This is a genomic window from Micromonospora sp. NPDC047740 (genome assembly GCF_043204735.1).
Lineage (GTDB): Bacteria > Actinomycetota > Actinomycetes > Mycobacteriales > Micromonosporaceae > Micromonospora.
In genome coordinates, this window is record NZ_JBIDCT010000016.1 from 158,905 (window position 1) to 183,540 (window position 24,636).

At 70.0% G+C, this 24,636-nt stretch carries 20 protein-coding genes and 1 tRNA gene; 11 read left to right on the forward strand and 10 right to left on the reverse strand.

The annotated features are described in order from the left end of the window. Positions 1-158: 158 nt before the first annotated feature. Positions 159-3,098 (reverse strand): hypothetical protein, encoded by a 2,940-nt coding sequence (locus ACGF4F_RS27320; RefSeq protein ID WP_357441562.1) that lies wholly within the window; start codon positions 3,096-3,098, stop codon positions 159-161. 1,181 nt (positions 3,099-4,279) lie between these two features. On the opposite strand from ACGF4F_RS27320, the gene ACGF4F_RS27325 reads away from it, so the two are divergent. Further along, on the forward strand, positions 4,280-5,002 hold the full coding sequence (locus ACGF4F_RS27325) for a hypothetical protein (protein WP_393081605.1): 723 nt from the start codon (positions 4,280-4,282) through the stop codon (positions 5,000-5,002). A 225-nt stretch (positions 5,003-5,227) separates the two neighbouring features. Here ACGF4F_RS27325 and ACGF4F_RS27330 read toward each other — a convergent pair whose 3' ends face one another. From ACGF4F_RS27330 to ACGF4F_RS27345, 4 genes are read right to left on the reverse strand one after another with little or no spacing between them, the layout of a single operon-like run. Beyond that, a complete protein-coding gene (locus ACGF4F_RS27330) occupies positions 5,228-6,733 on the reverse strand; it encodes an ABC transporter ATP-binding protein (RefSeq protein ID WP_393081608.1) in 1,506 nt (501 codons plus the stop codon). Beyond that, positions 6,730-7,569, reverse strand: coding sequence for an ABC transporter permease (locus ACGF4F_RS27335; RefSeq protein WP_393081611.1), 840 nt, complete (start codon positions 7,567-7,569; stop codon positions 6,730-6,732). The genes ACGF4F_RS27330 and ACGF4F_RS27335 overlap by 4 nt, the downstream gene beginning before the upstream one ends. Further along, a complete protein-coding gene (locus ACGF4F_RS27340) occupies positions 7,566-8,603 on the reverse strand; it encodes an ABC transporter permease (RefSeq protein WP_393081614.1) in 1,038 nt (345 codons plus the stop codon). The genes ACGF4F_RS27335 and ACGF4F_RS27340 overlap by 4 nt, the downstream gene beginning before the upstream one ends. Continuing rightward, positions 8,600-10,234 carry an ABC transporter substrate-binding protein gene (locus ACGF4F_RS27345; protein ID WP_393081617.1) on the reverse strand — a complete coding sequence of 545 codons (1,635 nt, stop codon included), beginning with the start codon at positions 10,232-10,234 and terminating at the stop codon, positions 8,600-8,602. The genes ACGF4F_RS27340 and ACGF4F_RS27345 overlap by 4 nt, the downstream gene beginning before the upstream one ends. A 615-nt stretch (positions 10,235-10,849) precedes the next feature. Here ACGF4F_RS27345 and ACGF4F_RS27350 point away from each other — a divergent pair. Genes ACGF4F_RS27350 through ACGF4F_RS27395 form a run of 10 tightly spaced genes read left to right on the forward strand, consistent with a single transcriptional unit; the run spans position 10,850 to position 19,788 of the window. Next, positions 10,850-11,704, forward strand: coding sequence for an ABC transporter substrate-binding protein (locus ACGF4F_RS27350; RefSeq protein WP_393081620.1), 855 nt, complete (start codon positions 10,850-10,852; stop codon positions 11,702-11,704). Between the two features lie 3 nt (positions 11,705-11,707). Next, positions 11,708-12,403 (forward strand): amino acid ABC transporter permease, encoded by a 696-nt coding sequence (locus ACGF4F_RS27355; protein ID WP_393081623.1) that lies wholly within the window; start codon positions 11,708-11,710, stop codon positions 12,401-12,403. Continuing rightward, a complete protein-coding gene (locus ACGF4F_RS27360; protein WP_393081626.1) occupies positions 12,400-13,146 on the forward strand; it encodes an amino acid ABC transporter ATP-binding protein in 747 nt (248 codons plus the stop codon). The genes ACGF4F_RS27355 and ACGF4F_RS27360 overlap by 4 nt, the downstream gene beginning before the upstream one ends. A gap of 17 nt (positions 13,147-13,163) precedes the next feature. Beyond that, on the forward strand, positions 13,164-13,838 hold the full coding sequence (locus ACGF4F_RS27365; protein ID WP_393081629.1) for a GntR family transcriptional regulator: 675 nt from the start codon (positions 13,164-13,166) through the stop codon (positions 13,836-13,838). Then, a complete protein-coding gene (locus ACGF4F_RS27370) occupies positions 13,835-15,043 on the forward strand; it encodes an aminotransferase class I/II-fold pyridoxal phosphate-dependent enzyme (RefSeq protein WP_393081632.1) in 1,209 nt (402 codons plus the stop codon). The genes ACGF4F_RS27365 and ACGF4F_RS27370 overlap by 4 nt, the downstream gene beginning before the upstream one ends. A 5-nt stretch (positions 15,044-15,048) precedes the next feature. Continuing rightward, positions 15,049-16,140, forward strand: coding sequence for a mandelate racemase/muconate lactonizing enzyme family protein (locus tag ACGF4F_RS27375; protein ID WP_393081635.1), 1,092 nt, complete (start codon positions 15,049-15,051; stop codon positions 16,138-16,140). Further along, entirely contained in the window at positions 16,127-17,332 is a 1,206-nt protein-coding gene (locus ACGF4F_RS27380; protein WP_393081638.1) for a M20 family metallopeptidase, read from the forward strand. Before ACGF4F_RS27375 ends, ACGF4F_RS27380 begins: the two co-directional genes overlap by 14 nt. After that, positions 17,326-18,153 carry a carbon-nitrogen hydrolase family protein gene (locus ACGF4F_RS27385; RefSeq protein ID WP_393081641.1) on the forward strand — a complete coding sequence of 276 codons (828 nt, stop codon included), beginning with the start codon at positions 17,326-17,328 and terminating at the stop codon, positions 18,151-18,153. The genes ACGF4F_RS27380 and ACGF4F_RS27385 overlap by 7 nt, the downstream gene beginning before the upstream one ends. Further along, the gene (locus ACGF4F_RS27390) at positions 18,128-19,273 is read left to right on the forward strand and encodes a M24 family metallopeptidase (RefSeq protein WP_393081644.1); all 1,146 of its coding nucleotides are present in this window, start codon (positions 18,128-18,130) and stop codon (positions 19,271-19,273) included. The genes ACGF4F_RS27385 and ACGF4F_RS27390 overlap by 26 nt, the downstream gene beginning before the upstream one ends. Then, entirely contained in the window at positions 19,270-19,788 is a 519-nt protein-coding gene (locus tag ACGF4F_RS27395; protein WP_393081647.1) for a RidA family protein, read from the forward strand. Before ACGF4F_RS27390 ends, ACGF4F_RS27395 begins: the two co-directional genes overlap by 4 nt. Before the next feature lie 343 nt (positions 19,789-20,131). Here the strand turns inward: ACGF4F_RS27395 and ACGF4F_RS27400 are convergent. The 5 genes from ACGF4F_RS27400 to scpB all read right to left on the reverse strand — a co-directional run bounded on the left by ACGF4F_RS27400 (position 20,132) and on the right by scpB (position 24,631). Continuing rightward, positions 20,132-20,205 (reverse strand) — tRNA-Pro (locus ACGF4F_RS27400). 169 nt (positions 20,206-20,374) lie between these two features. Beyond that, positions 20,375-21,781, reverse strand: a complete 1,407-nt coding sequence (gene der, locus ACGF4F_RS27405; RefSeq protein WP_393081650.1) for a ribosome biogenesis GTPase Der — start codon at positions 21,779-21,781, stop codon at positions 20,375-20,377. After that, positions 21,778-22,458, reverse strand: a complete 681-nt coding sequence (gene cmk, locus ACGF4F_RS27410; RefSeq protein ID WP_357441599.1) for a (d)CMP kinase — start codon at positions 22,456-22,458, stop codon at positions 21,778-21,780. Before cmk ends, der begins: the two co-directional genes overlap by 4 nt. Before the next feature lie 297 nt (positions 22,459-22,755). Further along, positions 22,756-23,526, reverse strand: coding sequence for a pseudouridine synthase (locus ACGF4F_RS27415; protein WP_357441600.1), 771 nt, complete (start codon positions 23,524-23,526; stop codon positions 22,756-22,758). Next, on the reverse strand, positions 23,513-24,631 hold the full coding sequence (scpB, locus tag ACGF4F_RS27420; RefSeq protein ID WP_393081655.1) for an SMC-Scp complex subunit ScpB: 1,119 nt from the start codon (positions 24,629-24,631) through the stop codon (positions 23,513-23,515). Before scpB ends, ACGF4F_RS27415 begins: the two co-directional genes overlap by 14 nt. Positions 24,632-24,636 lie beyond the last annotated feature (5 nt).

The window sequence follows — 24,636 nt, forward strand, 5'->3', positions numbered from 1 at the left end:
CCCAATGCTGCACAACGGAGTGGAACCACTACCGACGGCAATGGCTCCACTCCGTTGTCAATGTGCCTCGCACCCCGGCGGCCGCTGACCCCGAGTCGAGGCATCCTGCCACCGCGCATGCCCTCTCGTGCGCGCGCTGAACTTCCGGTTCACACGCGTCACACGATGGAGATCGACCGCACCTGGGTGTTGCCCTTCGTGTCGACGTATACCTTGTAATCGCCGACGGTGTAGGTGCCAGCAGCGTTGTTGTCGATGGTGAACGTGGCCGTCACAGGAGACTCGCTGCCGTCGATGTGGGTCTGCGTCACCGTGATGGTCAACTCATTCGTGTCGCCCGTCAGCTTCTTCACCACCGCCGACGGCTTCGCATCGATGACCGCGTTGGCGACTGTCACGTAGACCGCGTCGGGCGAAGAGAACTCCGCGTTCTTCTGCCCATCACCGAACACGAAGAAGCCCCGTTGTTCGATGGCCCCGCGCCCGGGGAACGGATCCGGGTTTGAGGCCAAGTACGACGGATTGACCGTGTACAGGTCCGTCTTGGAATCCGCGAGGATGGCCTGCACCCCGGTGTACGGGGCATCGGTGACCGCGAGGTTGACCGACAGGTAGATGGCGTTGGGGTTGTTGGCCGAGATGCGCGAGGAGAAGAACTTGTCCGCACTCTGCCCGGCAGGAACGGCCAGCGGCACAACGGTGTCGCCGACGAGAATGTTGAACTGGAAGTCGCCGTAGCCGCCGGCGACGAACTTCGCCCAAGCCGCGTCCGACATGTAGTCGGGGCGCTCCACCTTGAACTCCAGACGCATTGGCGCCACGTACGTGGAGTTCAGGTACTCGGTGTCGGTCAGGGGCAAGTAGACCCCTCCCGGGGCGTGCCCCAGTTCGAAAGCCGATGCCGTCGGGGTCGAGTTGCCGCGCCCGTTCCACATCGGGATGTTGAACGAGGTGGCGCCGAGCAGGGCCTGGGAGCCCAACTGGCTCGTGCCGACCGCGGCCGACGCGTCCTTGTAGGTTCCGATCGTGACGTCGAGCAGGTCGAGGTCCGCCCGGTCGGCGTTCAGCCCCGGGATGTTTGCCCACATGAACTTGGCACCGGCTGGCCCGGAGTACCGGGCCATCTCCAGCATGCCATCGGCCATGATCTTGGTCATCTGCACCGCCGAGTCGACCTTCATCCGCTCGTTGGCCGTGTGCCACCAGCGCTCGTTACCCGGGATGACGGCGCCGAAGGCGGTCATCTTGTTGCGGAAGCTGCTGGCCAGGGTGCCGCCGGTCGTGCCCTGCGGATAGACCACGTCCCTGAGGGAGTATGGATCCGCAAACCCCTCCGGGTTGCGGTTGATCGAGGCTTGGTAGCTCCCGAACTGAAGAGCCGTCAGCGGGTTGTCGTGAGTGACGTACAACCCGGCGCCGACGGGCGAGCCGAGGTTGCCGATGGTGAACCCCTTGGCCTGGAAGGCGGCCGTGACCGCCGTCGTTGCCTGGCTGGAGTCAGCCGCGGTGACGTGCATGCTGCGCACATACATCGGCATGCTGAGGATGCCGGAGGCGTCCGTGTAAAAGCTCGTCGGCGTCTCCGAGTTGATGCCTCCCATGAGGGCAAAGGTCAGGTTCGGGGTGCCGTTGCTCGGGTTGCGCAACAGGCTCGCCGGGATGCCCATGTACTTGCCGATATAGGCTTCGCCTTCGACACCGTCACGGAAGAACAGGTCGGCGATGCCGTCGGCGGCCTTCTTCAATTGCATGTCGGCGGCCGTGGTTCCCAGTGCGCCGAGTCCCTTGGCGAGGAGGAACATTCCCCACACGACGGCATTCTTGCCGTACTGCGGGGTCGGCATCTCCATCGCCACATCGGTGTTGATCTCCAGCGTGAGCGAGTCGCCGGTGATCGTGGTCTGCACCTTGGGCGTGGTGCGGGGAGCGGCCGGGAGCCAACCCTTCGTGGTCGCAGCAGCGGTGATCGCCGCTACGAATCGGTCGCGCTCGGCGGAGCCGGCCCCCGCCACGTCGAGGGTGAAAATGGCCCGCGAGGCGATCTGCGTGGTGCTGCCGTAGGCGATGTCCTTGAGCGTCGGGTCGCCTTCGCGCAGGGTGACGCCGGCTGTGGCATTCGTCAGCCGGAAGGCCTTGGTGCTGTCTGCGGCCAAGCTCATCGACACCGGCGGGGTCACCGCTCCGGAGTTGCCGACGATGACCGGGAACCGCGAGTCGGAGGTGTAGGCCGCGATCGGGATCTCTTCCCGGTTGAGGTTCTTGTAGGCCCAGTTGTCGTAGAAGCTCGGGTTCGAGTTGTACGGGATGGACTGGAAGGTGGCGGTGTTCGTCGTCGAGGGCGTGCCGGGACCGCCGTCTTCGTAGATTCCCATGACGATGCGGATGCGTCGGTCGAGGGGCAACCCCGCCTCGAGCAGCGCCTTGGCCGCGAGCAGCGTCGCCAGCGTCGGGCCGCTGTCGTCCTGGATGCCCGCCCCGTAGACCCAGCCGTCCTGGACATAGGGCGAGTGGTACGCACCAGGAGTGCCGAGGTTGCCATCGGCGTCCCGCCAGCGCGCCAGCTGGGCTGGCGAAACGGAGGCCGTCGGCGAGTCGAGGTGGCTCAACGCCATGACCATCTCCGGGGCGTCCGGGTCACCGATCTCTGCGTAGACGTACTTGTCGGGCTGGCGTTGGACGACCACCGGGAAACCCAGGTCGGTGGCCAGCTTGACCACCCAGGCGAGCTTGGCGACCTTGCGGTCGTACTCGTACTGGTTGGCCGCGGTGTTGCTGACCGGGAAGGGGTACGCCGTGGCGGCCGTGCCGCCTCTGGAGATGGAGTCGTAGCTCGACCCGTCCAGCATCGCCCCGACCAGACTGAGCGGGTCGTAGGTGCCGTCCCCCGCCCGCGCGCTCTTGACCCGTCCAGCCAACGCCTCGACTTCCGCGTGGATCGCGTCGCGCTCGGCGTCGGTCACCGACAGATCGTAGGTGACACTCGGCTGGAAGCGCTCCTCGCCGACGCTGGCCGCGGACGCGTTGGGCGTGGGCGCAACGGTCGCCGCGAGGGTCGCGGCGAGCAGGACGGAGAAGGTGATCGTCCGTCTGTCTCTCATAGAAGCTCCAGAACAGGGGGATGACACGGTGGGGTCAGCACACGCCAGCCGTGCCGCCAGCGGCCGACCGGGCGGGTTTTCTTGAGGATGATCTGAGAATCGGCCCGTGCCGTCAGCTCGGCCGCAGCCGGTAGCCCACCCCGCGTACGGTCTCCACCAGGCCGGCGTCATCGAGCTTGCAACGCAGAAAGCCTATGATCAGGAACTTCGGGACCGGTCGAATGAACTTCTTCACCGGCCTGACCGGTTGGGAGTTCGGCGTTCAGCTCGTGCTCCAGCCGGACTCGAACCTTGTGGTGTAGACGGAGGACAGTCGCGCGGTCTGGGCGACCGGGATCCGTTGCAACAACGCCGCCGGTCAGGGTTCAGTCCTAGCGTTGCAGAACGACGGGAACATGGTCGTCTACTGCACGCCCGGCTGGGGATATCCGCAGATCGTCTGCGTAGCCTGGACGAGCGGCATCACCTGAGGCGTGTCCTCCTGAGCGCGGTCTCCCGCCACACGCCAAACGTGGCAACCTGGCCTGTGGACCGACAGCGGAAGTCGCGTTCGCCACCGCGGTTGGCGAGGCCGTGGCGGCGTCAAAGCCAGTCGACGCTGCGCCCACGCAGGGCGCTGCGCGTGGATCTCGGGGTCGAGGGTCGGTGGCCAGCCGTCCTTCGGCCCCTTTTTCGCACCGGCAGGCGGCCTGGAGTCGAACGAGAGCGGAACGGTGGCGGGCCCCGCTGCGGGGCGCGGCAGAACGCGGGCCGTCGAGGCTGGCGGTGGCCAGCACGCACCGGTCGTCCTCGACGGCGGGCGCGGGCAGGTTCGGCACGTCGGCCGACGTCAAAGGCCTTGGTGAAGCGGGTCGGTGACCTGACCCCGCTCGGCCAGCTCCTGCTGCTTCCGGTTGGCTTCGTTGGTGCAGAACAGGCCGACCGCCACCAGCAAGCAATGCTCAAGACCTGTGGATCCACCGGGACGGGCGTACCTTCCCGGTGATCGATTCGTGTAGGCCTCGAGCATGGCCGACGTTGGCGCGTCGACGCGCGCGCGCAAAGGCACGCCCGGGTTGGCTGTAGTCGCTGAGGATGGGCAGCGACGTGATGGTATCTAGCTGCTGGACGAGGACGTTCGTGAGGGGGCGCGGCAGATGTTGGCCATTGCGCCTGCACTGCCGAGCCCGAGGAGGCCGGGCATGACCGACATCGCTGGACAGCAGCGCCGGTCCGCGTACGCCGTGAACGTCGCCGCCGCCGCGGCCGCACTGGGACTGCTGGCCTTCGCCGCCGACTCTGTCGACGGTGTTGCCGGCCACGTGATGATCGCGCTGACCTCCAGCGGATTCGCCTGGGGGCTGGCCGCCGTCCTGGCCGGCCGGTACGCGGATACCACGCGGCGGGCCGTCACGGGCGCCACCGGCCTGCTGGTCCTGGCCACCGTGTTGTACTACCTACTCATCCTGCTGGTTAGCCGCCGGTGGAGCGGTGCCACCTTGGCGGACGGCAGTTCGGCCAATATGGCCGGACTGCGCTCCGTCGCGGTAATGACTGCGGTGTGGCTGGCCGGGTCGCTGCTCACCGGCCCGCTGCTCGGACTGCTCGGTTACGCAGTACGCGCCAACACCACCCGCCGCGCCGCCCTCGCCGCCGGTATCGCATGCGGGCTGCTATCCGCCGAGGGCTGGCACGCGATCGTGCAGGCGCCGCCTTGGCGCCTGCTCGCCCTTGGTGATCCATTCTTCTACGGCGTCGCGTTCGGCGAGATCGTGCGAGTGGTGCTGCCGCTGGCTGCTCTGGCGTGGCTGGTCGCGGCACACCGTCTCGGCCGGGCCTGGCCGATGCTGCTCGCCGCCGCCGCCGCAGCCGCTACGGCCGGCACCCTGCTGTGGTACGCCTTGGGGCTGGTCCAGGGTGCTTGACTTGCAGCCCGCTCCGGCCCGTACGGCTGTAGAAACCGACCACGACGAGGCCCTAGAGCTGCTGAAGGCCGCAGCCCGAAAGCCTTCCACGACGTCGTCACCCTATTACCCACCGCAACCGCTGATGCAGTCGACGCTGCCGAGCCAGCAGACGGCCTGGCCAGTTCGTTCGGATGTACCGGCCAGGCCGTCAAGGTCACAGCGGGCCCCAACCGAGGGCGGCAGTCACCTGAACACGCGACCAGCCGCTGTCGTGCTGATGGACGATCCGGCCGGTTCGGCCTGGGCCGGTGGGGTGGGCTCGGGCCGTGCGGTGGCCACTGCCAGGACCTGGTCGGCGACGGTGTCTGCGAGGGCCCGATCGTGGGTGACCAGCACCAGGGCGCAGCGGGACCGTTCGACCTGGTCCATAAGGCAGCACATTGTTTCTTCCTGGGTCACGGGGTCCAGGCGTGATGTCGGCTCGTCGGCGAAGATCAGCAGCGGGTCCAGGAGCATGGCGCGGATGATCGCTAGGCGCTGCAGTTCGCCGCCGGAGACCTGGCCGGGCCTGCGCTTCAGTAGACCCTCGTGCAGGCGCATCGCCGCCATCAGCGACGGGAGGCGCTCTGGCGCGGGCCGGTGCCGGCGTACCACGTCCGCCAGCGCCGCCTCGATGGGTACGCGGGCGGGGAATGCCACGGCGGGGTCCTGGTACAGCTTCTGCAGGCGTCCGCCGGCAAGTTCCTCGGCGTGCCGGACGCTGCCGGTGTCGGGGTGGAGCAGACGCAGCAGGATGTTGCCCAGGGTCGTCTTGCCCGAGCCGCTCGGACCGGAAAGGGCCAGCCGGTCCCCCGGGTGGATGGTGAGCGACACGTCGGAAAACAACGTCCGGCCGGCGTAGCCCTTGGTGACCCGGTCGGCCTGCACAAGCGGCGGCGCTGCGGGCTCCACGGTCCGCTCCTGCGTCCCGCTCCCCCGTCCGCGTACCCACGGATGTTGCCACCGGCCGGGCTCAGCGGCCAGCAGCCGCCGGGTGTAGGAGTGCGACGGCGTGGTGAGCACCTGGTGGGCGGCCCCGCGCTCGACGATGCCGGCCTCCCGCATCACCAGGACGTCGCCGCCCAGGTCACGGCCCAGGTCGAGGTCGTGGGTGATCGTGAGCAGGATCCCGCCGGCTGCCACGTGCCGGTGCAGCAGCGCAGCGAGGTCGTTGCGTGCCTGGTCGTCGAGCCCCTTGGACGGTTCGTCGGCGATGAGCATTCGGGCTCCCCCGATGGTCGCCGCAGCGAAGGCGACCCGCTGGGCCATTCCGCCCGAGAGGGTGTGCGGGTAGCTTCGTCCCGCGCCTGCCACACCGAGTTCCTCGAGCACCTTCTCGGCGGCGCGGTAGGCGGACCGCCGGTCCGACCAGAATTCGGCGGAGCCCTCGGCGACCTGTCCGCGCACGCGCATGGTGGGGTCCAGCGCCAGCACCGGTTCCTGCGGCAGCAGCGCCATCACGCGGCCCCACAGGCCCCGGCGGGCCCGCCGCTCGGCCACGTCGTAGCTGGTTCCCTCGACGACCACGCGGCCACGCGCCTCCAGGCTCGCAGCGAGGGTTCCCATGACGGCGTGCGCGAGCAGCGACTTGCCAGAGCCGCTCTCGCCGACGATCGTCACCGCCCGGCCGGGCTCGAGCCGCAGGTCAGCGACGTCCAGCAGGATCCGACCGGCGTGGGTGACGACCAGGTCCTGTACGTGCACGGTCATGACGTGCTCTCCTTGCTCCGCAGGCCCAGGAGCCCGACCAGGACCGTAACGAGGACAAGCGCCGGTGCCAGCGACATCCACGGTGCCTCGTCGTAGAACGGAAACGCCTCGGTGACCATGAGGCCGAGTTCGGGGGTCGGCGGCGCGACGCCGACGCCGACGAAGCCGAGGGTGGACAGGGCCAGCACCGAGGTCCCGATGCCGAACGTGGCCATGGTGGTCAGCAGCGGGCCGAGGTCGGGCCACAGGTGGCGGCGCAGCACGTGCACTGCGCCCAGTCGCAGGAGTTGTGCCGCCTCCACGGCCGGTCCGCTCAGCAACAGGGCACTGCGCGCCCGCACGACGCGGAAGTACTCGACCCACTGCGCCAGCGCGAGGCCGGCGTACAGCGCCCACAACTCGCCGCCGGACATCGCGGACACGATGAGGACTATCAGCAGTGCGGGGAGCGCCACGAACGCCTCGGACATGCCGTGCAGCACGGTGTCGACGATGCCGCCTCGCCAGGCGGCGAGGATGCCGACCAGCGTCCCCGCGGTGATGGCCGTCGCCACGCAGGCGACCGCCATCACCAGGGACAGCCGGGTGGCTGACGCGAGCCTCCCCGCGACGCTTCGCCCGAGGTGGTCGCGCCCCAGAGGCTCGGCCAGGCTGGGCGGCTCCAGGAAGCGCGTCAGGTCCTGCGCGGCTGGGTCCGGCCACACCCACGCCCCGATCACGGCGAACAGGCCCAGAAGCATCAGCGCTGCCGCGGCGCACCGTTGCGCCGGTGAGAGCCGGCGCAGCCGCTGCCCTGCCCGCCGGCGGACCGATGTGGTCATCGTGGTGGTACTCACGAGGCCACCTGCCGCCGTCGCGGGCGTGGATCGAGGGCGAGGCCCGCCACGTCGACGACCGTGTTGATCAACACGACGAGCAGGGCGAGCGCCACCGCGGCCGCCTGGATGACGGGCACGTCCCGCCAGAAGACCGCGTGGACCAGGGTGTGCCCAAGCCCGGGCCAGGCGAACAGGCTCTCCACCACGACGACCCCTTCGATCAGGATCAGCGCCTGCGCGCCCACGTAGGCGGCGAGGGTGACGCCGGCGTTGCGCAGCACGTGCCGGGCCAGGACGGCTCGGCCGCGAAGCCCCTTGGCCTCGGCGAAGGCGATGAAGTCCGAGCTGCGCAACTGCGCCACGGTGTCGCGGGTGACCCGGGCGAACAGCCCGGACAGCCCCACCGCCAGGGCCGCCGCGGGCAGGACGACGTTGGCAGCGCCGCCGTGCCCGACGGCCGGGAGCCAACCGAGATGCACGGAGAAGAGCATGATGAGCAGCAGCCCGAGCAGGAACGGTGGCAGCGCGCGGGCGCCGGCGACCCAGACCGTGGTCAGCCGGTCGAGCGGGCCACCGGGACGCCAGGCGGCGGCCACGCCCACCGGCGCGCCGACGGCGACCGCGAGGGCGAGCGCCGTGGCGGCCAACTGCAGGCTGCTGGTCACCGGCAGCAGCAACTCGTGCGCCACCGAGCCGCCGGTCACCAGGGACGTGCCGAGGTCGAACTGCGCGAGGTCAGCCCACCAGCGAGCCAGCTGCTGCCACCCCGGGGCGTCGAGACCGAGGTCGGCGCGCACGGCGTCGGCTGACGCGGCCGTGACCCGGTCGTAGCCGTAACGGCCGGCGGCGATCCGGAACGCGATGTCCCCTGGCAGGTTCTGCACGATGGCGAAGCACGCCGTTGACACCAGCAGCGTGACCGAGACCGCCTGCAGGGCCCGCTGTGCCAGCACCCGGGCGACGGGAGGGGTGGTGCGCCTGCGTCCGACCGCAGGTCTGCGAACCGCCAGTTCGACCTCGTCGGTGGCGACCGGTGGCGGTGCGGGCGTCACGACGACCACCTCAGCTTGTCGAGCATCCAGGAGCGCTCGAGTGGGTCGAGAGTGAACCCGTCGACGCGGTCGCTGACCACCGCGCTCTGGCGGTACCAGGCCACGGGGATGACGGGCAGCTCGCTCTGCAGGATGCCGGAGATCTTCTCGCGTCCGGCCGCCGCCGCGGCGGGGTCGGTGCCGTCGGCGAGGGCACCCAGCGTGCGGGTAAGTTCGGCATTGCTCCACCCCATGGCGCCCCAGTCCGCGCCCTGGGGACCGTAGTCGGTGCGGAGGGTGACCAACGGGTCGGGGACGAGCGCGAAGTTTCGGGCGTACAGGCCCAGTTCCATCGTGCCGTCCTGGTGGCCGGCGGGGATTTCACTGGAGTTGCCCACCTGCACGTTCACGCGGATGCCGACCTCCTTCAGCGCGGCCTGCACGGCGGTGGCCAGGATCGGCAGCTCCGGGCGGTCGGGAAAGGTACGCAGCGAGATCTCGAACCGCTTGCCGTCGCGGGTCAGGATTCCGTCGGTTCCCGGCGCCCACCCTGCCTCGGCGAGCAGGTTGCGAGCCTGTCCGGGGTCGTGCGCGAGCGGCGGCACGGAGTCCTGGTGCCACTCCGGGAGGGACGGCGGGAAGAGCTGGGTCGCGGCCATCTCGGGGTCGCGCAGCAGGGCCGTCGCCATCGCCTTGCGATCCAGGGACGCGCTGATCGCGCGCCGCACCCGTAGGTCGCCGAGCACCTCGTGCCCGGCGTTCGCCTTGAGCAGGATCGTGCGCGGAAGGGTCACCGACGAGATCTCGACGCCGGCGGCCCGCTGGATTCGCTGCCGGCTGACCGGGTCGATACCGAAGGTCACCTCGGCCTGCCCGCTCTCAGCCATCAGCGTGCGCGTCTCGGCGCGACCGACGGCCTGGTACGAGATGCGCTTGATGTTCGGCTTCTCGCCGTTCCACCGCTCGAACGCCACCACCTCGAGTTTCGATGGCTGCTCGATCCGCTCCACCCGGTACGGTCCGGTGCCGATCACCTTCCCGACCTTGCCGTCCGCGCCGTAGGAGGCCGGCGCGAGCACCTGCGTGCTGGCGTGCGCGAGGACAGCCGGGAGCGGAGCGTACGGCCGTTCGAGCTGGACCCGCACCTCCCCGCCGTCGGCCGTGATCGCAGCCACCGGCGCCTCACCCCACGGCGTCCCAGGCTCGTCGCGGGCAGTCTTGAGCGAGGCGGCGACCGCCTCGGCGGTGACCTTCGTGCCGTCGTGGAAGACCGCGTCCGGGCGCAGCACGAACGTCCACGCCCGCTGGTCGCCCGACACCCGCCACCCGGTTGCGAGTCCCGGCCGCAGGACACCCTGTCCATCGGCGTCCACCAGGGTCTCGGCCACCTGCAGCCGGGTGAAGAAGCCGTCGCTCCGCGACGGCTCAAGGCTGTGCAGTTCGAACGGGCCGACGACGCGGAGCAGCTCCGCTCCGCCACGAGGCTGTCGCCCGCCCTCGGGCGGTCCGCTGCAGGCCACCAGCACCGCTGAAACCGCCATCGCCACGGCCGAGGCCGCCAGCCTGCGCCACATCATGTTGATCTCCTCCCGCATGTGCAGCCCACAGGCTAATTGGTGATCGTTTTCATTCTCAAGTTGCCATGAATGCACCAACCCGCGCCGCCGCTCCGCCTGCCCGGGGACGAAGGCATTCGGCGAGAGGGGACCCGATGGGGGTAGGTCACGGCGGCGTTGACGGCGCCGCGGTCCAGGCCAAGACCACGGGTGAAGGTGTGCAGGTGGGGTAGGTCGGCGGCTTGGGCGTGGGCTATCCAGGTGGTAAGGCCGCCACGGAACTTCTGGCCGAGATCCGCTAGCGGACCGATAGGTGATGCATGACCGGGGCGACGTGCTATGCGCCCTCGACGGTCGACCTCGGCCTGGCGGATCGGGCTACGTAACGCTTCGTGATGCACGCCGAGCTGCTCGGCCAGCCGGCGAATCACCGGCTTTGGGTCCGACTCGCGATACAGCTGCACCGCGCGCTGCCGTACCTCGTCGGGCACTTCGGCGTGCAACGGGGGTTAACCAGCTCGACACCCCTGTTAACTGCCTCGACACGTGTTCCTGCCAATTGACGAAACGCGGTGGCTCCAGGGTGATCCCCATCGGGGATTCAGGATCCAGAACTGGTCTACCAGGAAAAAGAGGCGCACCGTGAACCTACTGATAGCCCGCCGCATAGCGGCCAGGCTGGTGGCGGCGAGCGCTGTCACCGTACTGGCAATGACGACCGCCGCATGCGGAGCCGACCCCGGCGCCCAGACCGCCGAGGCCGCGGTCAAGCCTCCTGCTGAGCTGGTAACGGACGGAGCGCTGACGTACGGCGTAGCCGCCTCCTTCCCGCCCTTTGAGTTCAAGGGCCCCGACGGCGAGCCCACCGGCTTCGACATCGAGATGATGGACGCGCTCGCCGGATACATGGCGCTAAAGGCGACCCCGCTCGACATCGACTTCGACGGCCTGATTCCCGCTCTCGGCGGCAAGCGCGTCGACATCATCAACTCCGCCATGTACATCAAGCCGGAGCGGGAGCAGAAGGTCGACTTCGTACCGTACATGGTGATCGGCGAGACGATCATGGTGCCCAAGGGCAACCCGAAGGGTATCGCCCGGGTGCCGGAGGACCTGTCCGCCAAGACCGTGGCCGTCACCCGTGGTGCGATTGGCGAGACGTACATGACCGGCTTCAACAAGCAGCTCAAGGCCGCGGGCAAGCCGGAGATGAAGATCCTCGCGCTGCCGAACAACCAGGATGCCCTTCTGGCCGTGCAGTCCGGCCGGGCCGATGCCTTCGACACCTCCACCCCGGGCGCGGCGTACACCGCGAGCCAGAACGACAAGGTGGAGGTTGCCGCGACGTTCGACGTCGGCACGAAGATCGGCATCGCGGTACGCAAGGGGGACACCGCCACGGCAGCGTCGATCGAGCAGGCACTGGACAAGTTCGTCGCCAACGGCGACTATGCCAAACTGCTGGCGAAGTACCATCTCCCGCCCGAGGTCAACTACTTCACTGCCCCGTCGGCCTCGGCCACCACATCGCCTGCGGCGGGCACGTCGCCCTCAGCCGCGGGATAGCCCGTGAAGATCCTCGATTACGTCGTCTCCGAGACGTTCCTGCAGGCCGCGGCCACCACCCTCGGGTTGACCGCACTGTCGATGGCGCTCGGCGTCGCGGGCGGGCTGGTCCTGGCGCTGGCAAAGGCCAGCCACCTGGGGCCGGCCCGTTGGGTCGCCGACAGCTACATCTGGTTGTTCCGTGGCACACCGGTGCTGCTGCAACTTCTGTTCGTCTTCAACGTGCTGCCGTTGTGGGGCATCAGCCTCAGTTCGTTCACCTGTGCAGTGATCGCGTTGAGCCTCAACGAGGCGGCCTACATGGCCGAGATCATCCGGGGCGGACTGCTGGGAGTGGACCAGGGCCAGCGGACGGTGAGCCGAATGCTCGGTCTCAACGAGCGGCAGATCCTGCGCTGGGTCGTCCTGCCGCAGGCCACGCGTCTGGTCCTGCCACCGACCGGCAACCAGTTCATCGGCATGCTCAAGACGTCGGCGCTCGCCTCGGTGGTCGCGGTCCAGGACCTTCTGCTGTCCGCTCAGCGCATCGCTGCGGCCAACTTCGACTACGTGAACACCCTGGTCGCCGCCGCCGTGCACTACCTGCTGCTGACCACCCTGTTCACCCTGGCGATCAACGTGTTGGAGCGGCGGCTTGACGTCGCCCGCCGGGCCCGACGGCGGGCGAGATCGGACGCGGGAGCGGAGGTGCTGGCATGAATGAGCAATCGCCATTGATCGCAGCCGAGGGCGTTACCCGCACCTATCACGGCAGCCAGGTGGTGCAAGACGTCTCGCTCCAGGTCGAGCCCGGCGAGTCGGTGGTCATCCTCGGCCCCTCGGGCGCGGGAAAGTCGACCCTGCTGCGCTGCCTGGCAGGCCTCGAACCGATCCAAGCCGGACAGATCATCTTCCGCGGTGCCGAGCTGTCCCGTTCCGGCCGGTCACCTCATCTGAGCTGCGGTGACATCGGCATGGTGTTCCAGCAGTTCAATCTCTTCCCGCACCTTACGGCAGTGGAAAACGTCGCCCTGGCGCCGACCCGGGTCCGACGCGTCAAGCGGGAGACCGCGCTGGCCGAGGCCCGCCAGTTGCTGGCCCGGGTGGGGCTGGCCCACCGGGCCGACCACTATCCCTTTGAACTGTCCGGCGGGCAGCAGCAGCGGGTCGCGATCGCCCGGGCGTTGGCCATGCACCCGGCCTTGATGCTCTTCGACGAGCCGACCAGCGCGCTCGATCCGGAATTCACCCGCGAGGTGCTGGAGGTGATGCGTGCGCTGGCCGCCGACGGCATGACCATCATCGTGGTCACCCACGAGATGGCCTTCGCCCGCGGCACCGCCGACCGGGTGGTCGTGATGGACCACGGACGCATCGTCGAGGACGGCCCGACCGAGCAAGTGTTCATGGCCCCACGTCACGAGCGAACGGAACGCTTCCTGCGGCAGGTGTCGACCGCATGAGCCTCCTGCAGCCCCCGATGACCTGGCGCAAGCAGGACTGGGCCTACCAACGACTGCGGGAGTGGATCCTGTCCGGACGCCTCGCCCCCGATGAGCGCCTGGACCAGGAAGGCCTGGCCAAGGAACTGGGCATCAGTCGGATCCCGCTACGCCAGGCGATGGCCCGGCTTGCCGCCGAGGGCCTACTGGTCGACCGGCCGCATCAGCGATGGGTGGTGGCCCAAATCTCGGTGCCCGACCTGCGTGACGTCTACAGCGGCCGAGAGGCGCTGGAGACGATGCTCGCCTACGAGGCGGCCACGGCGATCACCCCGGCACAGGTCCGGGAGATCGAGGAGATTCTCGAGGACCAGCGACGGGCTGCGCAGCGCGACGACCTACAGCGGGTCCGCGTGCTGGATCGCCAGTTCCATTTCGCCATCTACCAATGCGCCCAGATGTCCAGGTCACTGGAGGTACTCGACAAGCTCCACGCACACAGCGACCGCTACATCCGGATGTTCCTCAGCGACCCGGAACGGGCCACCGCCGCTTTGGATGAGCATGAGGCCATCGTGTCGGCGCTGCTCGCCGCAGACCCGGATGCGGTACGGGAGGCGACCCGGAGCCACATCACGCGGGGCCTGGTGGACCTGACCGCACTACTGACCGCTGCATCAACAGAATCAACCGACGAAGGACCGACCGGATGACCATCCTGCCCATGCCCGAGTCCCTGCAGCAGATGTCCCTGCCCGAGATGGCCGACCGGATCGGCACCTCGGTACGCGCCGCCGAACGGGAACTTGAGCAGACGCCGGGACCGGCCGCCCTGCTCGACGTCACGTACGCCGACACGCACCGGTTCCCGCCACCTTCCTGGGCGCTGGACACCTTCGTCGAGGCCGCCAGCGGGAAGGGCATGACGTACACGCCGTACCGGGGCGACCGCCAGGTACGCGCGGCGGTGGCAGCGAACGTGGAGAGCGTGCTCGGCATCCCCAGCCACGGCACCGCCGACGTGATCCTCACCCCCGGTACCCAGGGCGCGCTCTTCGTCGCCATGGCGTCGATCCTTCAACCCGGCGACCTGGTCGTACTGCCGGACCCGGAGTACCTGTCCACCGAGCGGATGCTGCGGTACTTCGGTGCCCGGGTAGCCCGAGTGCCGATGGTGGAGGTGCCCGGTGACCGGCCGGAGTTCGACTGGGAAGTGCTGGAGGACCTGTTCACCCAGCGGCCCCGGCTGATGATTTTCAGCCACCCGAACAACCCGACCGGGGCGGTCTACTCGGCCGCGACGATCGCTCGGATCGCGGAGTTGGCCAGGGCCAACGACGTCCTGGTCCTCGCCGACGAGCTGTACTGCCGGTTGGTCTACGACAACGAGCCCTTCGTGCACCTGGCTTGCCTGCCGGGAATGGCGTCCCGAACCATCACCCTGCTCGGTCCGTCGAAAACGGAGTCCCTCTCCGGCTACCGGCTCGGTATCGCCGTCGCACCAACCGAGATCGTGGATCGGATGGAAGACGTGCAGTCGCTTACCGCGCTGCGCGCTCCCGCATACGCCCAACACCTGCTCACCCGGTGGCTGGCCGAGGACGTCGAATTCCTCAAGGAGCGAATCCTGGAATACCAGGCGCTGCGGGACAGCACCGTACAGCGGCTCAACGAATCCGGTCTGCTGACGGTGGTCCCGGCCTACGGCAGCGCCTACCTGTTCCCGAAGCTGCTGGTCGGCGCGACCGACCAACAGGTGGCGATCGCGCTCAAGCAGGACGCCGGAATCGTGGTCAACCCGGGATACCAGTTCGGCACGGCCGGGCTGGGGCACCTGCGACTCTGCTTCGCCCAGGACGAGCCGGTCTGGTCCGCGGCCCTGGACCGGCTGTTGACCGTAGTCGGCCGGTTCGGGTGACCCGGATGGCAGCGGTCTCGGCGGTGGTGCATCCCGTGATCACCGTGCGCCGCCACCCCCTAGTGTTGGCGTCGCCGCTGCGGCACGCCAGCGCCGACCTGGCTGTCCTCGACGAGGTGTTCGTCCGGGTTCAGCTCGACCGCGACACGGTCGGCTGGGCGGAGGTACGCGGAAACGGCGGGTACGCGACCGGCGAGACAGCCGAGGTGATCCTCGCGGCCCTCGGTGACCTGCCGCAGCCCTCCGATCCGGTGTGGCGACGCCCGCGCCACCTGCTCGACTCGCTACGGCGGCGGTCCCGGTTGGCGGCCATGGCCCTGGATGTCGCGCTGCGCGACGCCCACGCCCGGCAGGCCGGTCAGCCGTTGCACGTCCATCTCGGCGCGCCGGCCATCGACCGGATACCCACCCACGCCCAGGTCGGCTTCGGCACCGCCGAGGACGCTTACCGGCTGGCCGCCGACGCGGTAGCCGCCGGCTTCACGCGGCTCAAGGTCCGGGTCGGATCCCACGCCGACCCGGATCGGCTCGCCGCGGTTCGCGACGCCGCTGGCCCGAATCTGGCGATCATCGCCGACGCCAACGGCGCGTGGACCGTGCCGCAGGCATCGGCCGCGATGACGTGGCTGGCGCAGGCCGGGGTGGCCTGGATCGAGCAGCCCGTGCCGCCGGGCGACGACGATGGGCTCGCCGAGGTACGCCGCCGGGCTCGGGTGCCGGTCTACGCCGACGAGAGCGCCCGCGACGCCGACTCGGTTCGGCGGCTCGCCGACCGGGGCTGCGTGGACGGCGTACATCTCAAGCTGGAGAAATGCGGCACCGTCGACCGTCTCGCGGAGGCCGTGGAGACCGCTCGTGCGCGGAGTCTCCAGGTCGCCCTCGGCCAGATGGACCAGGGGCGGTTGGGCTGCGCCGCCACCGCCCAGTTGGCCCCCGCGCTCGGCGTCGCCGATGCGGAACTGTGGGGCTGTGCCTCAGTTGTCGCCGACGTGGCCGGCCCGCTGTGTCTGGAGCGCGGCGCCGTACTCCTGCCCTCCGCACCCGGCCTCGGGGTGGAGGTTCACCTTCCGGGCGAGGAAGACCATGACCATGATTGATGTTGTCGACCTGCTCGCCGAGTTGGTCGCGCAGAACACCACAAATCCGGTCGGGAACGAGACCGCGGCCGCCGGCGTGCTCGCTGACGTGCTTCGGGCGGCCGGATTCGAGGTACGCCTCGATGAGATCTCCCCCGGGCGCGCGAACCTGATCGCGCGGGCCGACTTCAGCACCGACGGCCCCACGGTGATGCTCAACTCGCACCTGGATGTGGTGCCCGCGGGTGCCGGCTGGACCAGCTCACCGTTCATCCTGGCCCAACGTGACGGGCGGCTGTACGGCCGGGGAGCGGCCGACGCGAAGGGGTCGCTGGCGGCCATGGCGGTCGCCGCGGTGAATCTGGTGCGGCAGGCGTCACGACTGCGCGGCAGCCTGGTCTACACCGCCGTCGCCGACGAGGAGGTCGGCAGCCTCGGTGCCCGCCGCCTGCTCAGCCCCGGGAGCATGGTCGGTCGGCCGGACGCCGCGATCGTCGGCGAGCCGACGGGACTGCGCCTGTGCACCGCGCACAAAGGCTCGGTGCGGCCGGTGATCGAGGTGACTGGGGTAGCCGCGCATGCCGCAACCCCACAACAGGGCGTCAACGCGATCAGCTCTATCGGCGCCCTGCTCCGCCTCGTCGACGAGTACGCCGGGCACCTCGCCGGCCGAGCTCATCCGCTGGTCGGTCCGCCCACGGTCACGCCGGTTCTGATCGACGGCGGGGAAGCGCCGAACGCCGTGCCGGAGCGTTGCCGGATCACCCTGGACCGGCGGCTGGTGCCCGGTGAGCGGGCCGAGGTTGCCCTGGCCGAGGTGCGGCACCTGCTGACCCGTTTCGACGACGCGGCGGCGCCGGCCCGCGCCGAGATCGCCGAGTGCGCGCCGAGCACCGGCGGACCGTCGGAGACCCCGGCCGACCACCCGTTCGTCGTCACCGCGCAGCGGGCACTGGCCGCTGTCGGCCTCGACAGCAAGCTGGCCGGTCTGGTGGTGAACTGCGACATGACACACTTCCGCACTGCCGGTATCCCGTGCCTGGTGCTCGGCCCTGGGTCGCTGCAGGTGATGCACACCGTCGACGAATGGATCGCCGCCGACGATCTGCACGCGGCCGTGCCGGCGTATGAGGCGGTGCTGGACGGCCTGCTGGCGACGTCAGCGGCAGCGTGGCACCGAAACGGGGCATCCGCTGGCACGGGCCCGTGCTGAGGCTCGCCATCGGTCAGGCCCCGTCCCTGCCGGGCGACGTGCCGGCCAATACCACCCGAGCTATCGAGCTGCTTCACCAGGCCGCCCGCAATGGCGCTCGGCTGCTGCTCCTGTCCGAGCTGTTCCTGTGCGGCTACGACCTGGCCGGACTGGCGGAGGCCCCCGACCAGTACGCCGTCGGTCCGGACAGCGCCGCCGTCGCCGCCCTGACCGATGCCTGTCGGACCACCGGCACCGGGCTCATCGCCGGCGCGGCGTGGCGTCGACCCGACAGCCGGCTGGCGAACGCGGCGCTCGTCGTTGACCCGGCCGGCAGGCTGCGCGGCACCTATCAGAAGGTCCACCTGTGGGGGGCCGAACGGGAGCTGTTCGTGGCCGGGGACGAGCTGCTCAGCATCCAGATCGACGGGGTGAGCCTCGGCCTCGGAATCTGCTACGACGCCGGATTCCCCGAGTTCTCCCGGGCCTACGCCACTGGCACGAACGCCGACGTGCTGCTGTTCTCCTCGGCATTCGCCCGCGGTGGCGAGGAGCGCCGGTACGACCTTTACCACCCGATGCGTGCCCTGGAAAACACGGCGTACGTGCTCACCGCCAACGCCCTCGGCGGATCCTTCTTCGGCCGTGGCTTCGCCCACGACCCGTACGGGCGGCTGGTCACATCGGCCGGCAGCCAGCCCGGGATCGCCCTGGTCGACATCGACGAACACCTGATCCACGCGGCCCGCGCCACCCTGCCCTACCTCCGGGACCGCCGTCCCCCGCTCCCCGATGCCCGATTGGAGATCTTTTCCAATGACCCGCGCCTTCCCCGCCCGTGAGTACGACGACCGGCTCGCCCGGTTGCAGAAGGTATTGACCGAACAGGGCGTGGACATCGCCATCGTCCACACCCCAGAAAATCTGTGCTACCTCACCGGGCACTCCACCCCCGGCTACTACACCTATCAGTGCCTGTTGGTACCGGCCGGCGGCCCTCCGGTGCTGCTGACCAGAGAGACCGAGACCGTCAACGGACGGGAGACGACATACCTGGACCGGATCGACGGCTACTCGGACGCTGTGGACCCGATCACGGCGACAGCCGCTCTGGTGCGGGAGCTCTGCCCTGGCGCGAACCGGGTGGCGCTGGAGGAAAACTCCTGGTTCCTCCCGCCCCGGGCCCACCGCCAACTCCTCGAGGAGCTGAACGCCTCGACGGTCCCGCTGGACGCACCACTCGCCGAGCTACGGTTGATCAAGTCACCGCTGGAGATTGGCAAGATTCGCCTTGCGGCCCGGAACACCAACGCCGCCATGGTGGCGGCGGCCGGCGCCGCCGAGGCCGGCGCGTCAGAACGGGATATCGCGGCTGTCGCTTTCACCGCGTTGGTTTCCAACGGTTCAGAGCATTTCGGCATGGAACCCTTCATCGCCTCCGGTCCCCGCAGCGGCACCATCCACAGCAGCTGGACTGACCGCAGGATCGGCCGTGGCGAGCCGGTGCTGCTGGAAATGGCTGCCGCCCACAGCCGCTACCACGCGCCGCTCATGCACACGGTCTGGCAGGGCCAGCTGAGCGGAGACAACCAACGGATGGCGGAGGCATGCCTGGCGGCCCGGGACGCCACAGTGGCCGCGGTACGCCCTGGAAACACACCCGCGCAGGCCCACACGACGTGTCGAACCACGATCGACAGCTACGGTCTACTACACACCTACCGCAAGCGCAGCGGATACTCCGTCGGCATCGCGTTCGCACCCGACTGGGGCGAGGGTCACATTCTCAGCCTTAAGGAAACCGAGCAACGCCCATTCCAGCCGGGAATGGTGGTCCACGTCGTACCGACGCTGCGAATCGCCGGCGTCGGCGGCATCGGCTTCTCGGCCACCGTGCTGGTAACCGACACCGGCAACGAGATACTCACCTTCTGCCAGCTCGGACCGGAGCTGAACCAGTGAACGCCGACGCGCCGCGATCGGCGGAACGACCCGCACCGGCAGCCTCCGCGACGGCTGACGCCCCACCCATCCCGACCGGAGACTACGTATCGGCGCGGATAGCCGACAATCTGGTGTTCACCGCCGGGATGACACCGAAGGGGACCCACGGCTTGCTGACCGTCGGCCGGCTCGGCGACGCCATCACCACAGCGCGCGGCGCCGAGCTGGCGGCAACCGCCGCCCGCCGAGCGGTCGCCGCCGCCCGCGAGGCAGCTGACCGGCAGGGTCGCACCCTCACCGACCCGGTAGCCATGACGGTGTACGTCGCCGCCACACCCACCTTCACCGAACACACCGCAGTCGCCGACGGCGCATCCTCAGCCCTCCGACACGAACTGGGTGACATCGCCCTTCCCGCCCGAGCAGCCGTCGGCGTGGCGAGCCTTCCCGGCGGCTCCTCAGTCGAGGTGCAGCTCATCGTGGCGCTGGCACCACCCGATGATGCATCGGGGGCGGGCGTTGCCGAACGGTGACGGGAGTGCCTTGAAAGGCTGTCCGGTCAGCGCCGTGCCGACAATGTCGAAAAGTCCCATGCAGACCTCCGGGCCACCAGACCGGCCCAACTGTGCGGCGGCGAGGAGGTAGTTGTGGCGGGTGGTCTCCGGGTAGTTCCGGCCCGCAGCGACCGGTCCCAGTCCCGAAGGAACCCGGCCCAGGTCCGGGACAGTCCGACGGTGAGCTTTTGAAGATCCAGTAGTGGCATGACAACCTGCCCGAGTCAAGGAGTCCAACAGCGGCGTGCTAGACCAGGCATCCATGCCAAGCAATGAAAAGAGGGTTTCCGCAAGTCGCTGACCTGCGGAAACCCTCTCGCTGTCGGGACGGCCGGATTTGAACCGACGACCCCTTGACCCCCAGTCAAGTGCGCTACCAAACTGCGCCACGTCCCGATGCTCCCGCTGGTCGTGCCCGCGGCAGCCGGTACAGCTTAGCGCAGGATCTTCGCGGTTGCGCAGAGGCCCCTCCCGCGTCGCGGGTGCCCGCTCCACTCTCCCTGAAGCATCCTAGGAAAAGAGAAGCCGCCGGGGAGGCCCCGGCGGCTTCTTGACGGGTGGAGACTCAGCCGTGGGCCTTGCCGCGCCCGCCCGGGCCGACCTTCTTGCGCGGGCGTACCGAGATCTCGATCGGGGTGCCCTCGTAGCCGAACTCCTCGCGGAGCTTGCGCTCGACGAACCGCTGGTAGCCGGCGTCCAGCGGACCGGTGGTGAAGAGCACGAACCGCGGCGGGGCCACCCCGGCCTGGGTGGCGAACAGGATGCGCGGCGCGCGACCACCGCGCACCGGGTGCGGGGTGGCCTGGACCAGGGCGGTAAGCCACTGGTTGAGCTGGGCGGTGGGGATGCGGGTCTCCCAGCTGGCCAGGGCCTTGCGCAGCGCCGGGGCGAGCTTGTCCACCGCCCGGCCGGTCTTCGCGGACAGGTTGAGCCGGATCGCCCAGGGGATGCGGCGCAGCTCCCGGTCGATCTCCTTGTCCAGGTAGTACCGGCGGTCGGCGTCGACCAGGTCCCACTTGTTGAACGCGATCACCAGGGCCCGCCCGGCCTCGACGACCATGGACAGGATCCGCTGGTCCTGCTCGCTGATCACCTCGCCGGCGTCGAGCAGCACCACCGCCACCTCGGCCGCCTCGATCGCGGCGGCGGTCCGCAGGCTGGCGTAGTACTCGGTGCCGCTGGCCTTGCCAACCCGCTTGCGCAGGCCGGCGGTGTCCACCAGCTGCCAGGTCTCCCCGCCGATCTCCACCAGGCTGTCCACCGGGTCGACGGTGGTGCCGGCGACCGAGTCGACCACCGCCCGCTCCTCACCGGAGAAGCGGTTGAGCAGGCTGGACTTGCCGACGTTGGGGCGGCCGACCAGGGCGACCCGGCGCGGGCCGCGGGGGCGATGCTCGACCACCTTCGGGGCCTCGGGCAGCGCCTCCATGATCGCATCGAGCAGGTCGCCGGAGCCGCGGCCGTGCAACGCGGAGACCGCGTACGGCTCGCCGAGGCCGAGCGACCACAGCGCGGTCGCCTCCATCTCGACGGCGGTGTTGTCGGCCTTGTTGCCCACCAGGATCACCGGCTTGGCGCTGCGCCGCAGCATCTTCACCGCGGCCTCGTCCACATCGGTCGCGCCGACCGTCGCGTCCACCACAAAGAGCACCACATCGGCGGTGGCGACGGCGGCCTCGGCCTGCGCGGCGATCGCGGCGGCCCGGTCCTTCGCGTCCGGCTCCCAGCCGCCGGTGTCCACCACGGTGAACGCCCGGCCGTTCCACTGCGCGTCGTACGGGACGCGGTCGCGGGTGACGCCGGGAATGTCCTCGACGACCGCCTGGCGGCGGCCGATGATCCGGTTGACCAGCGTCGACTTGCCCACGTTGGGCCGGCCGACCACGGCCACCACGGGCTGCGGGCCGGACGGTTCGCCGGCCTCGAGTTCGGGGTCGCGCAGCTCGACCCAGCCGCCAAGTTCCTCGGTCACGCCACACCCCGCTCGGTGAGCAGCGCCCGCAGCCGGGCGACGACCTCATCGATGCCCAGCTCGGTGGTGTCCAGCACGACCGCGTCGGGGGCCTGCTGCAGCGGGTTGACCTCGCGGGTCGAGTCGAGCCGGTCGCGGCGGGCCAGATCGGCGGCGGTCGCCGCGACGTCGGCGGCGTCCTCGGCGCTGCGTCGCTGGGCGCGGGCCGACTCCGAGGCGGTCAGGTAGACCTTCAGGTCGGCGTCCGGGGCGACCACCGAGCCGATGTCGCGGCCCTCGACCACGATCCGGTCGGAGTTGGTGATCATCTCCCGCTGCCGGGCGACGAGCTGCTCGCGGACGGCCGGCACGGCGGCCACCGCGGAGACCGCGGCGGTCACCTCCGGGCCCCGGATCTCCTTCTCCACGTGCACGCCGTCGGCGATCACGCCGTACCCCTGGGGGTCGGTGCCGATGCGCAGGTCGACCTCGCCGGCGACCTTGGCCACCGACTCGACGTCGGTCAGGTCGACGCCGGAGCGCAGCACCGCCCAGGTGACCGCCCGGTACATGGCGCCGGTGTCGAGGTAGCGGGCGCCGAGGCTGACGGCGAGCCGCCGCGAGACGGTGGACTTACCCGAACCGGATGGCCCGTCCACCGCGACCACGCACCGTCCGGTCCGTTCGTTCTGCCCCACCGTGTTCCTCCTCAGCCCGTATCTCGCGGGTCGCCGGTTCCTCCGGCGCCGTTGAGCGGATGTCCATCGTCAATGATGCCCGCCGTCGCAGGACGGCCCGCGCACGGTGCCGCCGGGCGCGATCCGCGCCACGACGGCCCGCTACGACAACTCCAGCTCGGCGCGTCTCAAGCCGCGCCACGCCCTGGAGCCGTCGTCCGACAATTCCAGCTCGGCGCGTCTGACGCCGGGCCACGCACTGGAGCCGTCGCGGGCCGCGACGAAGCCTACCGGCAGCGGTACCCGGAACGCCCGGGGTCAGTCGCCTACCGCTTTGAACAGGGCGGCCACCTCGGCGTTGGTCAGCCGCCGGGTCCGCCCGGCGCGCAGGTCACCCAGCCGGATCGGCCCCATCGCGGTCCGCACCAGCCGGCTCACCGGGTGCCCCACCTCGGCCAGCAGCCGCCGGACGATGTGCTTGCGCCCTTCGTGCAGGCTCACCTCCACCTGGGCGGTCTTGCCCAGGGTGTCCACCACCTTGAACGAGTCGACCTTCACCGGCCCGTCCTCCAGCTCGACCCCGGCGGCCAGCCGCTTGCCCAGGTTGCGCGGGATCGGACCGGTGACCTCGCAGAGGTAGGTCTTCTGCACCCCGTACGACGGGTGCATGAGCCGGTGGGCGAGGGTGCCGTCGTTGGTGAGCAGCAGCAGGCCCTCGCTGTCCGCGTCGAGCCGCCCCACGTGGTAGACCCGCTGCTCCACCCGGTTGCCGAGGAAGTCCGACAGCGCCGCGCGTCCCTTTTCGTCCGCCATGGTGGAAACCACCCCGCGGGGCTTGTTCATGGCCAGGTAGACCAGCCGGGTGTCGGCCTGGAGCCGCTCCCCGTCGACGTGGATGACGTCGTGCGCCGGGTCGGCCTTGTCGCCGAGCTGCGCGACCCGGCCGTTGACGGTGACCCGGCGCCGGAAGATCAGGTCCTCGCAGGCGCGCCGCGAACCCACCCCGGCGGCGGCGAGCACCTTCTGCAGGCGCTCGGCGCCCTCGTACACGGGGGCGTCGGGCTTGGGGGCACGGTCATCGCGTCGCATCGGCAAGCTCTTCTACGTCGTCGGGGAGGAAGGGGGCCAGGGGCGGCAGGTCGTCCACCGAGTTCAACCCCAGCTTCTCCAGGAACATGGTGGTGGTCCGGTAGAGGAAGGCCCCGCTGTCCGGTTCGGTGCCGCACTCCTCGACCAGGCCGCGGGAGACCAGGGTACGGATCACCCCGTCGCAGTTGACACCCCGGATGGCGGAGATCCGCGACCGGGTCACCGGCTGCTTGTAGGCGACCACCGCCAGGGTTTCCAGCGCGGCCTGGGTGAGCCGCACGGACTGCCCGTCCAGAACGAACCGCTCCACGTAGGTGGCGTATTCCGGGCGGGTGTAGAGACGCCAGCCACCGGCGGCCCGGCGCAGCTCGAAGCCGTGCCCGGCGGCGGTGTAGCCGGCGGCGATGTCGTCGAGCATCGGGCCGATCCGCTCCGGGGACTGTTCCAGCACCTGGGCCAGGGTCAGCTCGCTGACCGGCTGGTCCACCACCAGCAGGATCGCCTCCAGCGCGCCGCGCAGCTCGGCGTCGCTGAGCTCCGGTGCGGGCTCCGGCACGGCCGTCACCCGCCGCCGCCCCACCGCCTGCTTCGGGGGTACGCCGGCAGCGCCGTCCTCCCCCGCCAACTCGCCCGCACCGGCCGCCTCCGTCGGCGCCTCGGAGATCTTGGTACCGCTCTGCCCCTCCAGGGGCACCTCCACCCCAAGATCGGCGGCCGGTTCCGGCGACGTGGAGATATTGGCAGGGGTCGGGCCCTCCAGGGGCCCGTCCCTGCGGAGATCTGCGGCGGGCTCGGGATCCGCGGTGGTGGGCGTGGGCTCTGCGGCGGGCTCGGGCTCCGGGGTGGCGGGCTCGGCTGCTGCCGGCGCTGCGGCCGGGGCGGGCTCGGGCTCCGGCGTGGGGGGCTCGGCCGCCTCCGCCGGCGCTGCGGTCGCGGCAGGCTCGGCCGCGGCGAACTCCGGATCTGCCTCGGCGGCGGGCTCGGCGGGGGCGGATCTCTCCGGTGCGGGGCGCTGCCAAGGCGGGACCCAGGCGGCGGCCTGGTCGGCCAGGGAGTCGCGGCGCTCCTCGTCGCTCGTGCCGGCACTCCCGCTTCGCTCGCTCATCGGGG